9 protein-coding genes and 1 riboswitch are annotated in these 15,120 nt (G+C 65.5%); of the genes, 7 read left to right on the top strand and 2 right to left on the bottom strand.

Features of this window, described 5'->3' with window-relative positions; genetic code table 11:
* Positions 1–22 precede the first annotated feature (22 nt).
* Positions 23–1,816, top strand: coding sequence for a gamma-glutamyltransferase (ggt, locus tag CCR98_RS17285; protein ID WP_232463044.1), 1,794 nt, complete (start codon positions 23–25; stop codon positions 1,814–1,816).
* A 566-nt stretch (positions 1,817–2,382) separates the two neighbouring features.
* On the opposite strand, the gene CCR98_RS17280 is transcribed toward ggt, so the two are convergent.
* Positions 2,383–3,960 carry a BCCT family transporter gene (locus CCR98_RS17280; protein WP_087923558.1) on the bottom strand — a complete coding sequence of 526 codons (1,578 nt, stop codon included), beginning with the start codon at positions 3,958–3,960 and terminating at the stop codon, positions 2,383–2,385.
* Positions 3,961–4,205: 245 nt separating this feature from the next.
* A riboswitch (TPP riboswitch) is annotated at positions 4,206–4,307 on the top strand.
* An 82-nt stretch (positions 4,308–4,389) separates the two neighbouring features.
* On the opposite strand from CCR98_RS17280, the gene thiC reads away from it, so the two are divergent.
* From thiC to CCR98_RS17250, 6 genes are all read left to right on the top strand, one after another.
* Positions 4,390–6,234: a phosphomethylpyrimidine synthase ThiC gene (thiC, locus tag CCR98_RS17275; protein WP_087923557.1), complete on the top strand. Its 1,845-nt coding sequence runs from the start codon at positions 4,390–4,392 to the stop codon at positions 6,232–6,234.
* A 93-nt stretch (positions 6,235–6,327) separates the two neighbouring features.
* Positions 6,328–6,999: an ion channel gene (locus CCR98_RS17270; RefSeq protein WP_087923556.1), complete on the top strand. Its 672-nt coding sequence runs from the start codon at positions 6,328–6,330 to the stop codon at positions 6,997–6,999.
* Positions 7,000–7,258: 259 nt separating this feature from the next.
* Positions 7,259–9,583, top strand: coding sequence for a winged helix-turn-helix domain-containing protein (locus CCR98_RS17265; RefSeq protein WP_087923555.1), 2,325 nt, complete (start codon positions 7,259–7,261; stop codon positions 9,581–9,583).
* 115 nt (positions 9,584–9,698) lie between these two features.
* Positions 9,699–10,598, top strand: coding sequence for a helix-turn-helix transcriptional regulator (locus tag CCR98_RS17260; protein ID WP_087923554.1), 900 nt, complete (start codon positions 9,699–9,701; stop codon positions 10,596–10,598).
* Positions 10,599–10,647: 49 nt separating this feature from the next.
* Entirely contained in the window at positions 10,648–13,518 is a 2,871-nt protein-coding gene (locus CCR98_RS17255) for a TonB-dependent receptor (RefSeq protein ID WP_087923553.1), read from the top strand.
* A 166-nt stretch (positions 13,519–13,684) separates the two neighbouring features.
* Positions 13,685–13,894, top strand: a complete 210-nt coding sequence (locus CCR98_RS17250) for a hypothetical protein (protein WP_074899728.1) — start codon at positions 13,685–13,687, stop codon at positions 13,892–13,894.
* Between the two features lie 68 nt (positions 13,895–13,962).
* Here the strand turns inward: CCR98_RS17250 and CCR98_RS17245 are convergent, their stop codons facing one another.
* On the bottom strand, positions 13,963–15,084 hold the full coding sequence (locus tag CCR98_RS17245) for an HDOD domain-containing protein (RefSeq protein ID WP_014038392.1): 1,122 nt from the start codon (positions 15,082–15,084) through the stop codon (positions 13,963–13,965).
* Between the last annotated feature and the right edge of the window lie 36 nt (positions 15,085–15,120).

Raw genomic sequence — 15,120 nt, 5'->3', positions numbered from 1 at the left:
ACCCACTCCAGGATCAACGTCCATGACCTCTGCCCGATACCGCATGAAGGCCGCAGCGGCGAAGATCGAGGGACCACCCTTCCATCGGAACCTGACCGTGTCCCGACGCCTTGCCCGTTCCCTGCTGGCCGCCGCTCTACTGGCCTCCGTGCCCGCGCTGTCTTCCGCCGCCGACCGGATTACCGGCCACACCTTCGCCACCCGTTCGGAGGTGATCGCCCCGCATGCGATGGCCGCCACCTCGCAGCCGCTGGCCACCCAGATCGCGCTGGACGTGATGAAGGGCGGTGGCTCGGCGGTGGACGCGGCGATCGCCGCCAACGCCGCGCTTGGCCTGATGGAGCCGACCGGCAACGGCATCGGCGGCGACCTGTTCGCCATCGTCTGGGACCCGAAGACGCAGAAGCTCTATGGCTACAACGGTTCGGGCCGCTCGCCGAAGTCGCTGACCCTGGCCGAGTTCCAGCGTCGTGGCCTGAAGGACATCCCGGCTACCGGCCCGCTGCCGGTTTCCGTGCCCGGTGCAGTCGACGGCTGGTTCGCGCTGCACGACCGCTTCGGTCGCAAGCCGATGGCCGACAACCTGGCGCCGGCGATCCGCTACGCCCGCGAGGGCCATCCGGTGGCCGAGGTGATCGCCTACTACTGGGACCGCTCGGTGCCCAAGCTGTCGCAGTACCCGGGCTTCAAGGAACAGTTCACGATCAACGGCCACGCCCCGCGCAAGGGCGAGATGTGGAAGAACCCGAATCTGGCCAGCACGCTGCAGAAGATCGCCGACGGCGGACGCGACGCCTTCTACAAGGGAGACATCGCCCGCACCATCGGCGACTACTTCAAGGCAAATGGTGGCTACCTGAGCTACCAGGACATGGCCGACCACCACGGTGAGTGGGTCGAACCGGTCAGCAGCAATTACCGTGGCTATGACGTGTGGGAGCTGCCGCCGAACAGCCAGGGCATCGCCGCGCTGCAGATCCTCAACGTGCTGGAAGGCTACGATTTCTCGAAGATCCTGTTTGGTTCACCGGAGCATGTGCACCTGTTCGTTGAAGCGAAGAAGCTGGCCTTTGCCGACCGTGCGCGCTTCTACGCCGACATGGCGTTCCAGCCAGCGCCGGTGCAGAAGCTGATCTCCAAGGAATACGCCGCACAGCGCCGTGCGCTGATATCGATGGACAAGGCGCTGAAGGAAGCGCAGCCGGGCACCCCGAAGCAGCTGGAAGAGGGCGACACGATCTACATGACCGTGGCCGACGCCGACGGCATGATGGTGTCGCTGATCCAGTCCAACTACCGCGGCATGGGCAGCGGCATGGCACCGCCGGGGCTGGGCTTCATCCTGCAGGACCGTGGCGAGATGTTCGTGCTGCAGAAGAATCATCCCAACGGCTATGCACCGGGCAAGCGGCCGTTCCAGACGATCATTCCGGCCTTCATCACCAAGGGCGGCAAGCCGTATGCCAGCTTCGGGGTGATGGGCGGTGCGATGCAGCCTCAGGGCCACGCGCAGATCGTGATGAACCTGGTGGATTTCGGGATGAACCTGCAGGAAGCCGGTGACGCACCGCGCATCCAGCATGAAGGCTCGACCGAACCGACCGGACAGGCCACGGCGATGACCGATGGCGGCGAAGTGAATCTGGAAACCGGGTTCCCGTACGAGACGGTGCGTGCGCTGATGCGCAAGGGGCATCGCATCGTGTTCGCCGATGGCCCGTATGGCGGGTACCAGGCGATCATGCGTGATCCCGAGACCGGGGTTTACTACGGTGCCTCGGAGAGCCGCAAGGATGGGCAGGCGGCGGGGTATTGAGGTTTTCCGGCCACCGGGCTGAGCCCCCTCTGCGGTGATGGTTCGTGGAAGCGGGATCATGTGATTGGGCCGGGCGGGTGGGCTGGTCGGGGGACGCCGTGAATCCGTCCCTGGAGACTTGGCCGCGGCATCCATGCCGCGGACACCCCCGCCCAGCCCACCCGCCCGGCCCCTGACAGTTTCCTGCGGCCGCCACCGCAGGAAGAGAAAGAGGAAGATCAAGAGCAAAGGCAACAGCAACAGCCGCGCGCTGTGGGTTGAGGTCGGATCCGTTTTCCGAAGGAAAACGGATCCGACCCCTTCGTGTTTTCCGATACACCTCATCCACGCATGGCGTGGATGGTCCCACCGTCACCGGGAATCTGTCGGGGGTGGGCCGGTGTGGGCTGGCAGGACCGTTGGCGCCATGGATGGCGCCATCGAGCCCCCATGGACGGGTTTACGGCGTGTCCTGCCAGCCCACACCGACCCGCCCAACCAGCAGCAACCCAGAGCCGCTGTTGAAGTTGCTGTTGCTGTTGCTGTTGTTTGAGAAAAGCAGTGCAGCCGCAGGCTGCAAAACCCCCTCAATCCTGATCGTGCGCGCGCGCGGCCTCCGCCTGCGTCTCTTCCTGCGCTGCCATCTCGCGCGCGATCCACGCATCGATCATGTGCCGCTGGCGCTGCGCCTGCCGCCGCTCGCGCGTGTACTCCTGGTCCAGTACCCGGTGCAGTGACACCATCACCAGCAGCATCAGCAGCGCGAATGGCAACGCCGCGATCGTGATCATGCCCTGCAGCGCCTCCAGCCCGCCTGCCAACAGCAACGCGCCGGCGATCAATGCGATGCCCACGCCCCAGGCCACCTTGTGTTTCGGCAGCGGCTCGCCAGCTTCATCGGTGGACATGCTGGCCAGCACCAGAACCGCAGAATCAGCCGAGGTCACGAAGAAGATCATCAGCAGCACCAGCGCGATGCTCGACAGAAGAAGAGGCAATGGAAGGCTGTCGAACATGGTGAACAGCACCGTCTCGTAGCCGTTGCCCAGCGCCTGCAGGAGGTCGGCCTGGCCGAAGATCTGCATCCAGATTGCGGTTCCGCCAAACACCGAGAACCAGAAGAAGCCCAGCAGGGTCGGTGCCATCACCACGCCGATCACGAATTCGCGCACGCTGCGTCCCCGCGAGATGCGTGCAATGAAGGAGCCGACGAACGGCGCCCAGGAAATCCACCAGGCCCAGTAGAAGATCGTCCAGTCGGCGACCCAGGTGCTGGACGAGAACGGCGACATGCGCAGGCTCATCGTGACCAGCTGGTTGAGATAGGACCCCAGCGTCGTGGTGAAGGTGTTGAAGATCGCACCGGTGGGGCCGAGTACCAGCACCAGCGCCAGCAGCAGTGCGGCCAGCGCGAGGTTGAAGTTGGACAGCCACTTCATGCCGCGGCCGACGCCGCTGAGCGTGGATGCCATGTACAGCACGAAGGCCACCGCAATGATCGTCAGCTGCAGCGGTACGCCGGCCTGTACGCCGAACACGCGCTCCACGCCCGCCGCGATCTGCACCGTACCGAAGCCCAGTGCCGTGGCCACACCGATCGCGGTGGCGACGACGGCGGAGATGTTGACCACGCGCCCGATCCATCCACGATGGTGGCGGCCGATGATCGGCTGCAGCATGTCGCTGACCTGGCCACGGCCGTTGCGGTTGAACTGGAACCAGGCCATTGCCAGCCCGATCAGTGCATAGATGGCCCACGGATGCAGGCCCCAATGGAAGAACACGTAGCGCATGGCGGCACGAGCGGCATCCATGCTTTCAGGTGCCAGCCCTTCCGGTGGCTTGCTGAAGTGCGAGATGGGCTCGGCCGCGCCCCAGAACACCAGGCCGATACCCATGCCGGCGGCGAACAGCATCGACATCCAGCTGGCCCGCGAGAATTCGGGTTCAGCGTCTTCGCCACCGATGCGCAGGTTGCCGAAACGACCGAAAGCCAGGTACATCAGGAACACCAGCGTCAGGAACACCACCAGCAGGTACAGCCAGCCGATGCCGCGGATGAGTTCACCGAGGATGCTCTGCACCACGGTATTGAAGGGGCCGGGCGCAATACCGGCAAGCAGCACCAGCAGCAGGACCAGTGCGATGGAAACGCGAAACACCATGAAGGAGCTTCTCCGATCAAGGGATTGAGGGGAGTGAGCAGAGCTTGCAGCGGAGGGCCGGTGGCATGCAGCGCGAACCGGGCAGGGGCCACGAAGACGGCGACGGATACATCGGTCGCAATGACACGATGCGCGTGCACGTTACTGAACGCGATGTCACGGTTCCGTTAAAGCCAGTGCGGCAGATCCACGCCATGCCGCGATATGCGGCACTGGGACCAAGCGCTTTCTATGCTCTAATGCACATCAAGAAGCGGGGGTACCGCGGCCATGTGGCCACGGTTGAGACAGTCCCTTGGAACCTGATCCGGCTCATACCGGCGTAGGGAAGCTTTGCAGTGCAGCCGTGCCCGGACTCCGCCCAAGGACCGTCCGGGGGCAGCCGCAGTGCGCCGCCGCTTCGTCCCTGACCCTCCTGGACGATGCCCGATGAACGCACAGCTCTCCGCCCTGCAGCAACAGGCCCAGCAACTCTCCGAATCCGTAACCCGGCCGATTCCCGGTTCGCGCAAGATCCACGTACCCGGTTCGCGTCCGGATCTGCAGGTGCCGATGCGCGAGATCGCGCTGACCCGCACGCCGACGTTGTTCGGCGGCGAAGAGAATGCACCGGTTACGGTCTACGACACGTCGGGCCCCTACACCGATCCGGACGTGCGTATCGATCTGTCCGCAGGTCTGCCGGCGCTGCGTCGCGGTTGGGTGGAGGAACGTGGTGATACCGAGCAGCTTGGCGGCCTGAGTTCGTCGTTCGGCCGCGACCGCGAGCATGATCCGAAGCTCGATGCCGTGCGTTTCCCTGCGCGCAGCCTGCCGCGCCGTGCACGCGCAGGGGCGAATGTCACGCAGATGCACTACGCGCGCCGCGGCATCATCACGCCGGAGATGGAATTTGTCGCCATCCGCGAGAACCAGCGGCTGGACGCGATCCGCGATGCCGGCCTGCTGCACCAGCACCCGGGCGAGGCATTTGGTGCCTCGATCCAGAAGATCATCACGCCGGAATTCGTGCGCGATGAGATCGCGCGCGGCCGCGCGGTGCTGCCCAACAACATCAACCATCCGGAAAGCGAGCCGATGATCATCGGCCGCAATTTCCTGACCAAGATCAATGCCAACATCGGCAACAGCGCCGTGTCCTCGGGCATTGCCGAGGAGGTGGAGAAACTGGTGTGGGCGATCCGCTGGGGCGGTGACACGGTGATGGACCTGTCCACCGGCAAGCACATCCATGAGACCCGCGAGTGGATCATCCGCAACTCGCCGGTGGCGATCGGTACTGTGCCGATCTACCAGGCGCTGGAGAAGGTTGATGGCCGTGCCGAAGCGCTCACCTGGGAGATCTTCCGCGACACGCTGATCGAGCAGGCCGAACAGGGCGTGGACTACTTCACCATCCACGCCGGCGTGCTGCTGCGCTATGTGCCGCTCACCGCCAAGCGCGTGACCGGCATCGTCAGCCGCGGTGGCTCGATCATGGCCAAGTGGTGCCTGGCGCATCACAAGGAGAACTTCCTCTACACGCACTTCGAAGAGATCTGCGAGATCATGAAGGCCTACGACGTGACCTTCTCGCTGGGTGACGGCCTGCGCCCGGGCTGCATCGCCGATGCCAACGACGCGGCGCAGTTCGGTGAACTGGAGACGCTGGGTGAGCTGACGAAGATCGCCTGGAAGCATGATGTGCAGACCATGATCGAAGGCCCCGGCCACGTGCCGATGCAGCTGATCAAGGAGAACATGGACAAGCAGCTGCGCGAGTGCGGCGAAGCGCCGTTCTATACGCTGGGACCGCTGACCACCGATATAGCACCGGGCTACGACCACATCACCAGCGCGATCGGTGCGGCGATGATCGGCTGGTTCGGCACGGCAATGCTCTGCTACGTGACGCCGAAGGAGCACCTCGGCCTGCCCAATCGCCAGGACGTGCGTGACGGCATCATGGCCTACCGCATCGCCGCGCATGCGGCCGACCTGGCCAAGGGCCATCCGGGCGCGCAGGTGCGCGACAACGCGCTGAGCAAGGCGCGCTTCGAGTTCCGCTGGGAAGACCAGTTCCACCTTGGCCTGGATCCGGAGAAGGCCAAGGAGTTCCATGACGAGACGCTGCCGAAGGATGCGCACAAGCTGGCCCACTTCTGCTCGATGTGCGGCCCGCATTTCTGTTCGATGAAGATCACCCAGGACGTGCGTGACTACGCGGAGGCCGGCATGAAGGAGAAGTCGGAAGAGTTCCGCGCCGCCGGCGCCGAGGTCTACCGCCAGGGCTGATGCGGAAACGGGGGTGCCGGCCAGCGGCCGGCACGACCGTCCATCACGCTGTACCCCGCTATGCTCCGTCCATCGCCCAGGGGAAAGGACACCATGCCCGTTGCCATGACCACGCGTTGGCTGGCCATCGCCCGCCGTCATCCTTCGGCCTGGTTGCTGGGCGCGCAACTGCTGGCGGTGCTGCTGTATCCCGCGCTGGATGACACCGCTGCCGGCCGCGCGGCACTGGGCATGTTCGGCATGGCGGTACTCGGCCTGGCGCTGTGGGTAGTCCAGCGCAGCCCGCTGGGCACCTGGCTGGCGCTGTTGCTGGCCATTCCCGCGGTGGTGTTCTCGCTGGCTGGCGCGCTGTTGGATCGCACCGGTCTGCTTACCACGGCGCAGCTGCTGGAGAGCCTGCTGTACTTCTATACGGCCGGCGCCCTGATCGCCTACATGCTCCAGGACCACAAGGTCACCCGCGACGAGCTGTTCGCCGCAGGTGCGACCTTCACCCTGCTGGCGTGGGCTTTCGCCTTCGCATTCGCGGTATGCCAGCAGTGGTACCCGGGCAGTTTCCAGGGCACCGGCGGTGGTGCGCAGCGCAGTTGGATGGAGCTGCTTTATCTCAGCTTCAGCTTGCTGTCTGGAGTTGGCTTGAGTGACGTCGTTCCCTTGCATCCACAGGCACGCGCATTGGTCATGCTGGAGCAGTTTTCCGGCGTGATGTACGTGGCTTTGGTGGTTTCGCGGCTGGTCGGACTGACCATGTTGCGGCGCATGTGAAAATGAACGCCAGATAAAAATTTCGCGCCCAACAGGGCGCGAATAGTGTCGCGAATTATGTGAATGCGTCGGCGAGAGAGAGCCTGATGTCGACCACGCGATAGGCGAGGTAACTTGCATAGGCTAGTATTCGCGCGCTCGATTGTTTTTGCGGTATGCGCCGATGCTTTGTGCGGAGTCTGGCTTTTCGCTGTTCCCAGGACGGGGCGGTATCGAAGGCAAACACTGCCCGGGACCTGTCTCTACTGTGTAGCAGAAAATGAACAGCAGCGAAATCCAGCCCCCCGTATCCGATCGGATACGGATAGGAGAGTGCATCGTCACTCTGTCCTCGCGCGAGGTCGAGGTCGTCGGTGCGCGTCGCCCGCGCCGGCTGACGCCGAAGGCGTTGGGCGTGCTGCGCGTGCTGCTGCGGCAGCCGGGCCGCGTTGTCACCCGCGACGATTTGTTCGCCGAGGTGTGGCCGGACACCCTGCCGACCAACGACGTGCTGACCCAGGCCATCACCCAGCTGCGCAAGGCGTTCAGCAACGACGACGACAACGGCCTGGCCTACATCGAAACCATTGCCAAGACCGGCTATCGGCTTCTGGTGCCGGTACAGGTGCTGGACGATGCGGAGCCATCGGCGGTGGGTTTGCCTGACGACGAAGGCGTTGACGTGCAGCCGGCAGCTACCGGCGCCGCTGTGCTGCCCGCGCGCGCGCAGGAATCGCGCCGCCGCTGGCGCCATGTCCGTCGCCGCGTGCTGCTGGCGCTGGGCGTATTGATGCTGGCCACGCTGCTGGTGATGACCACGCTGCTGCTGCGCCGCGCACCGGCCAGCAGTTCACCGGTGGAGGCCGCCGTGGAGAACGGTACGCGGGTGATCGGCAGCCCGCAGCGTCCCTATCGGTTGATCACCGCGACCAGCGGCTTTGAAACCTATCCCACGCTGTCACCGGATGGTTCGCTGGTGGCCTATGAAGGCGCCAACGAAGATGGCAACGGCGGTGGTGCGATCAAGGTGCAGACCTCCGGCAACGCGCCGGCACGCCAGTTGCTGGTGCCGCCGGCCGGCGCGGTCGATCGATTCCCGAACTGGTCGCCGGATGGTCGTGAGATTGCCTTCGCACGGTTTTCCGCCGACGGTGGCTGCCAGGTGCTGATCGCCAGCGCTACCGGTGGCGCACTGCGCCAGGCCACGCGCTGCGATGGCACCGAGCTGCTCAGCTTCGACTGGACACCCGATGGTCGCGGCCTGGTGTTCGGCAGCATGGTCGGGCGCTACGCCCACCGTGGCATCCGCGTGCTGGACCTGGCCAGCGGCGAGTGGCGCGCGCTGGCCTACAGCGTCGACCAGGATGACTTCGACTACGCACCGCGTTATTCGCCCGACGGGCAATGGCTGGTGTTCGTGCGCAACCCGCAGCTGGGTGATCTGTGGCGGGTGCCGGCCGCGGGCGGTACACCCGAGCAGTTGACCGACGAGGCGGCAGAGCTGCGTGGCTGGGCCTGGCTGGACGATGGCCGCACCATCGTGTTCGGCCGCCGCGTCGACAGTGAGGCGCGGCTCTATTACCTGGACGTCGAGCGGCGCACGCTGCGCGATGCCGGCCTGGATGATGCGCAGTGGCCCGCCGTGTCGCGACGTGGTGGCATGCTGGCCTTCGTCCACCGGCGCGCGCAGTTCGGCGTGTTCAAGGTGCCGATGCAGGGCGGCGGCGCGCCCGAGCGCCTGTTTGCCTCCAGTGGCCGCGATGGACAGCCGATGGCAGCACCCGATGGCCGCCAACTGGTCTTCACCTCGGATCGCTCCGGCAGCTTCGCCCTGTGGTGGGCGGACATGCAGCGGCCGGATTCGCTGCGCCCCATCGAAGGGCTGCGGCCGGAAGCGCGGCAGGCACCGGACTGGTCGGCCGACAGCCGTCAGCTGCTCGTGGTCGGCCGCGACGCGCACGGGCGCACGGTGGTCTACGAGATCGCACCACGCGATGAACGACTGCAGCCTTTGCCGATCCCGGCCGAACAGCCGCTGCAGGCGCTGTATGGCGCGTCGCCGGAGCAGTTGTTCGTGGTCGAGCGCGATGCCGACCAGCGCACCCGGTTGAGCCTGTTCGACCGCAGCACCCAGCCCTGGCGCCGGTTGGCCAGCATCGATGGGGTGTCGCAGGCGCGCTTCGACCGCAGCAGTGGCCGCGTGTTGTTCACCCGCCTGGCCGCCGGTGGCCTGTGGTCGGCCGATGCCGCGTTGTCGTCGGGCAGCGTGCAGCAGATCAGCGATGACCGGCCCAGCCGCTGGCGATACCGGGCCTGGACCGTGGCCGGCAACAGCGGCATCGGTTACCTCGGCACCTCGACCACGTGTGGCACCACCCTCGTGCGCATCCAGCCCGGTCGCGAGGAGCCGGAACGCTGCCTGGACGCAGAGCGGCTCAGTGCCGGCAACGGGCTCAGCGCCAGCACTGACGGGCATGACCTGTTCGTGGCGATGGCGGTCAGCGATGGCGCCGACATCGGCGTGATGCGGTTGCCCGAACGCCCGCCCACGCTGTTCCCGGCGTTCTCCAAGTTGTTGTTGTTCAAGGGAAATGGGCCTTCGTAATTTCTTCGTCGGGATATCGTCGCGAATTCGTTGCGATCTCGTCGGACCTTCCTGACGCGATGCCACCTGATTAGGCAAAACGGAGTCCTGTACTAGGCAAATCCGTGGTGCCCCCATGCGTCAACTCTCGCTGGCCGATCGCGGCCAAACCGTCTCCCTGGACCGGTCGCTCGACGATGTCGCGCCGACCTGCCTGGGTGTGGCCCGGCTGGGCAGCCTGCAGACCGCCGGCTCCAGCTTCACCGTCTGGATGCAGGTGCGTGGCAGCTCTTGGGTCGAAGCCAAGGAAGGACGCTTCCGCCTGCGCCAGGGCGAGTGGATCGCCTTCGAGAAGGAATCGCGGCCACTGGTGCAGGCCGGTCGCAATGGACTGTGCGTTGGCCTGAACCTGAACATCGAAGCGCTTCGCGTGCTGACCGAGATGGCCGACTGCGGCCTGTACGCCGGTCGTGGCCGCATGAACCGCAGTGACGCCCGCGTGGCGCTACGCCTGTGGCGCGATGCGCTGGCCAGCGGCCAGCCGGCCCAGGCCCTGCGTCCGCTGCTGCTGCACCTGGCTGGCCTGCAGCGTGGCCTGGCCGACAACGTACAGCGCTGCCCGGGCCGCTCGCGCAGCCGCAAGCGCCAGGTGTTCGGCCGCATGCAGCGTGCTCGCCTCTATCTGGAAGGCAACAGCCACCGGGTGGTGCGCATCGGCGAACTGGCCGAGCTGACCAACTTCTCCAGCTGGTACCTCTCCAAGACCTTCCAGAGCCTGTACGAGGAAAGCCCGCAGTCGCTTTCGGCACGACTGCGTCTCGAACGCGCCGCCGACCTGCTGCGCGACACCGACATGATGGTGGGCGAGGTCGCCGCCGCCAGTGGCTTCGACAACTGCTGCAGCTTCGCGCGTGCGTTCCGCGCCCGCTACGGCCAGTCCGCATCGCGCTTCAGGGAGAACGGTGGCTTGCTCCCGCCACAATCCGCAAAGTCTCCGGTTGGTTCGCGCAAATACAGCGCTGCAACGCAATCGTAACGTGCTGGGGTGTTTTAACACGCTGCTAACACGTACCTTGGAGAGATAGATGAACGTTCGTAATCCCGCAGTGCGGTTCGGCTTGCTGCCGGCCGGCATTGCGCTGGCGCTGGCGCCGGCCTTTGCTTCGGCTCAGGAAGCAAAGGGCACCACTGATCTGGACCGCATTTCGGTCACCGGTTCGCGCATCCGCGGCGCAGCCGTCGAAACCCAGCAGCCGATCGTCACGCTGAGCCGTGAGAACCTGGAGAAGCAGGGCTACACCTCGGTTGCAGATGTCCTGCAGAACCTGACCTCGGCCGGTTCCCCGGCCATCTCGCGTTCGGAATCGCTGGCCTCGGGCGAGAACGTGGGTGGCTACTACGTCGACATCCGCAACCTGGGCGCGCAGCGCACCCTGGTGCTGATGAACGGCAAGCGCCTGGGCGCGACCACGGCCGGCTACCAGGATCTGAGCCAGATCCCGATGGCGGCCATCGAGCGCATCGAAATCCTGAAGGACGGCGCCTCGGCCATCTATGGCTCGGATGCGATCGCGGCCGTGGTCAACGTGATCACCCGCAAGCGCTTCGACGGCGCTGAAGCCAGCGTCTATGTCGGCCAGTACGGCAAGGGCGACGGCGATACCGAAACCTATTCGTTCACCCTCGGAAGCGTGGGCGAGCGTGGCGGTGTCACGATGTCCGCCGAGTATTCCAAGCAGGATCCGGTCTGGGCCAAGGACCGTTGGTTCAGCCGTGATGGCAATGCGGGCCCGAACTACCCGGGTTCCGGCGCCAGCCCGATCAACCAGAAGGGTGGCTTCTGCGACCCCTGCGTGACCCCCAACCTGAAGAAGGGCGAGCCGGGCTACGTCGGCCCGAGCGACCAGCGCTGGTACACCCTGCGCGACGGCGGCAACCCGGCCAACCGTGCCGACTACCGCCTGGAAACTTCCGCCGACGCCGTCAATGCCAACGAGCAGATGATGGTGCAGACTGGCATCGAGCGTAAGTCGCTGTACGTCAACGGCAACTATGATTTCACCGACTCGATTTCGTTCAATGCTGACGTGCTCTACAATGAGCGCAACACGACCCAGCAGATCGCGGGCTACCCCTACCAGTCGGCCTCGTTCGGCACTCCGCTGTCGGCCGACAGCGCGTTCAACCCGACCGGCGAAGACCTGACCTTCCGACGTCGCCTGTGGGAAGTGCCGCGTACCACCGAAAGCCAGCTGAAGACCCTGCGCTTCGCGCCGAGCATCAGCGGCTTCTTCGAGTTCGCTGGCAAGACCTTCGACTGGGATGTGGGCGCGCTGTGGAACCGCAACGAGTCCACCAAGCGTGGTCACGGCGACATGAGCCTGATCGCCTCTGAACAGGCGCTGGGCGCTTCGTTCATCGGTGCTGACGGTGTTGCCCGCTGCGGCACCAGCATGTCCGATCCGCTGGCCACCAGCGGCTGCCGTCCGTGGAACCCGCTGCTGCCCTTCGGCGTTGGCGGCCCGGGCTCGCTGGCCGACCAGGCGACCCAGGACTTCCTGTTCCCGTACTTCACCGATACCGGCCTGACCAAGACCACCAGCTTCACCGCCAACCTGTCGGGTTCGATCGTGACCCTGCCGGCCGGTGACCTGGGCTTCGCCGTGGGCGTCGAGCACCGCAAGGAAGAAGGTCGCTTCTCGCCGGACGCCTTCGCACAGTCGGGCCAGTCCACCGGCCTGGGCGCGCAGACCACCCAGGGCCAGTACTCGCTGGACGAGGTCTACCTCGAGCTGAACGTGCCGGTCCTGGCTGACATGCCGTTCGCGAAGGAACTGACCCTGAATGCTGCGAGCCGTTACTCGGATTACAGCAACTTCGGCAATACCCTGAACTCGAAGTTCGGCTTCACCTGGCGCCCGCTGGACGAGCTGCTGGTACGTGGTACCTGGGCTGAAGGCTTCCGCGCTCCGACCATCGACAACCTCTACGGTGGCCTGAGCAGCAGCTTCGAGTCGTACACCGATCCGTGCGGCATCACCGCGCCGGGCTCGGTTAACGGCAATGCGGCCTGCTCGGCTGCGGGCGTTCCGGTGGGTTACACCCAGCTGGGCCAAGGCCTGATTCCGTGCACCTCGACCCCGTGTGCGACGCCGGACCAGTTCATCTCGGGTGCCAACCCGAACCTGAAGCCGGAAACCTCCAAGAGCACCACCGTGGGCCTGGTCTGGAGCCCGCGCTGGGTGCAGGGCCTGGACATTTCGCTGGATTGGTACAAGTACGAAATCAGCGACATGATCATCGCCGACAGCGTCGACCGCATCCTGCGTGACTGCTACGTGCTGGGCGATGCTTCGCGCTGCGCCGCGCACACCCGTGCAGGCGACGGCCACATCAATGGCATGACCTACGGCCTGGCCAATCTCGGCCAGATGGAAACCCAGGGCTATGACCTGGGTATCAAGTACCGCTTGCCGGAACTGGCTATCGGCCAGTTCGCAGTCGACTGGCAGACCAGCTACCTGGCCAAGTACGACGAGCAGGGCCAGAACGCCGACGGTGACAACATCACCATCGGTCGTGTGGGTGAACCGGGCCTGTTCCGCGTGCGCTCCAATCTGGGCCTGACCTGGTCGAAGGGCGATTTCGGCGTGGCTTACACGGCGCGTTACTACTCGGGCATGAACGAAGCCTGCGTGGCCAACCGTCCGTGCGACCTGCCGGACCGCATGCAGAACGGCGAAGGTGCTCCGCTGCGCAAGACCGGCTCCAACACCTTCCACGACCTGCAGGTCAGCTGGAAGGCGCCGTGGGATGCCACGATCGCCCTGGGTGCCAACAACGTGTTCGACCACAAGGGTCCGGTCATGTTCACCCAGCCGAACTCGAACTTCGCCTACTACGGCGGCTTCGACGTGGGTCGCTTCCTGTACATGAAGTACACCCAGCGCTTCTGATCCATCGAAGTGCGGTAGCAGAACGAGGAGGGCGGACCGCAAGGTCCGCCCTTTTCATTTCTGTAAGGGAATTCTGATCAGGTCGGGAAAGTGAGTGCGGTCACTGTCTGCTCTTGTCGCATTCAGCACAGTAGGTGCGTCCAATACCGGACACTGGGAGATGGATATGAAGCGCACGCTTTTCCGCCAGGTATCGGCCGCCGTCCTGATCTATGCAACGCTGGTGGGCTCGCTGTCCGCACAGAACATCATCGTCTGCGGCGGCGGTGTGTACTGCGAGGAACTCCGGCTGGAGTGCCTGGCCAAGGGCAACGCCCCGGCCCTGTGCGAGCGCCAATGGCGTCTGTGCGTGCTGGACGCCTGTCCGCAGCGCTGAGAGAGGAAAAAGGGCGCGTCCGTTGGACGCGCCCTCATGCGAGGTGACGACAGTCGCCTGCGTGTCGCTCAGGCGTCGCTGGGCACCAGACCCATCAGTGCATTGGCGTGCTCGCGCCATTGCGGCAGCTTGTTCAGCACGCCTGCACGCTGCAGGTAGTCCTCGTCCACCGGATCGCCATTGACCAGCGCCAGCGCCACGTGCACCGCGCCGGTCACCCAGAAGCTGCGGGTGTTGGCGCGCTGTGGCTGCAGGTGGAATGCCACCGCTTCGATGATCGGCATCGGCAGGCCCCACAGCCCCAGCAGGTAGGCGCCGGCCTCGGCATGGCCGGGGCGGGTGTCACCGGCCAGCGAAGGCTCGCTGCGCTCGTTGCGCACACCCGGCAGCAGCAGGCCGATGTCGGCCAGCAGCGCAGCGGTCGCCCCCAGTTCGGCACTGGATTCGGGCAGCAGGCGTGCGGCCAGCCGCGAGGCGAGCAGTGCGCGCTGCTGCAGCGAGTTGCGCTCGGCGGCCGACAGCGTCGGTGCGGAGAACACTTCGCTGGCCAGCACCAGGTCACGCAGCGTGGCCAGGCCCAGCCGGGTTACCGCGGTACGCAGATCGGCAATGGTGCGGCCCTGGCTGAAGAAGGCCGAGTTCGACAGCTGCAGCACCTTGGCCGCGATCGCCGGATCGGCGGCGACCAGCTTGGCTACATCGGCACTGTCGGCGTCGTCGTCATGTTCCAGGGCCTGGGTCAGGCTCAGGTACAGGTGCGGCGGCGAGGGCAGTTTCTCGATACGGCCGATGGCATCGCGCAGGCGCGGGCTGTCCAGCACTTCGCGCAGTTCTTCCAGGCTGGTCAGCGCCTCCAGCAGCACTTCCGGCGCCAGTGGCAGCGGCAGGAAGCGGTGGGCGACGCCGATCAGGCGCGCCGGCGGTGGCCGGTTGCCATGCTGTGCATCGACCAGCGCGATGCGGATGGTCTCCGGGCGCAGGGTCCGGATCTGGCCCAGCAGCGTGGTGGCATTGAGATCGGGCAACTGCGGGCAGACGATCACCGCGTCCACGCCCTGCGTGGCCACCGCGGTCATCGCGGCCTGGCCATCGGTGGCGGTCAACGGCTGCCAGTCTTCCCCAAGATCGGCAATGAATTCGGTCAGCTCGGCCGGCAGGCTGGCTGCATCCCCAACAAGCAGAATACGCACGACACATTCCCCTGGCTGTCTCGACGATGGATGTCG

Source organism: Stenotrophomonas sp. WZN-1 (assembly GCF_002192255.1).
Lineage (GTDB): Bacteria > Pseudomonadota > Gammaproteobacteria > Xanthomonadales > Xanthomonadaceae > Stenotrophomonas.
This window is presented reverse-complemented; position numbering and strand designations above follow the sequence as displayed.

What these genes read in the sequence shown, in the direction of transcription:
- ggt (WP_232463044.1), top strand. Translation starts at nt 23, where the DNA reads ATGACCTCTGCCCGATACCGCATGAAGGCCGCAGCGGCGAAGATCGAG.
- CCR98_RS17280 (WP_087923558.1), bottom strand. Translation starts at nt 3,960, where the DNA reads ATGGTGTTTCGCGTTTCCATCGCACTGGTCCTGCTGCTGGTGCTGCTT.
- thiC (WP_087923557.1), top strand. Translation starts at nt 4,390, where the DNA reads ATGAACGCACAGCTCTCCGCCCTGCAGCAACAGGCCCAGCAACTCTCC.
- CCR98_RS17270 (WP_087923556.1), top strand. Translation starts at nt 6,328, where the DNA reads ATGCCCGTTGCCATGACCACGCGTTGGCTGGCCATCGCCCGCCGTCAT.
- CCR98_RS17265 (WP_087923555.1), top strand. Translation starts at nt 7,259, where the DNA reads ATGAACAGCAGCGAAATCCAGCCCCCCGTATCCGATCGGATACGGATA.
- CCR98_RS17260 (WP_087923554.1), top strand. Translation starts at nt 9,699, where the DNA reads ATGCGTCAACTCTCGCTGGCCGATCGCGGCCAAACCGTCTCCCTGGAC.
- CCR98_RS17255 (WP_087923553.1), top strand. Translation starts at nt 10,648, where the DNA reads ATGAACGTTCGTAATCCCGCAGTGCGGTTCGGCTTGCTGCCGGCCGGC.
- CCR98_RS17250 (WP_074899728.1), top strand. Translation starts at nt 13,685, where the DNA reads ATGAAGCGCACGCTTTTCCGCCAGGTATCGGCCGCCGTCCTGATCTAT.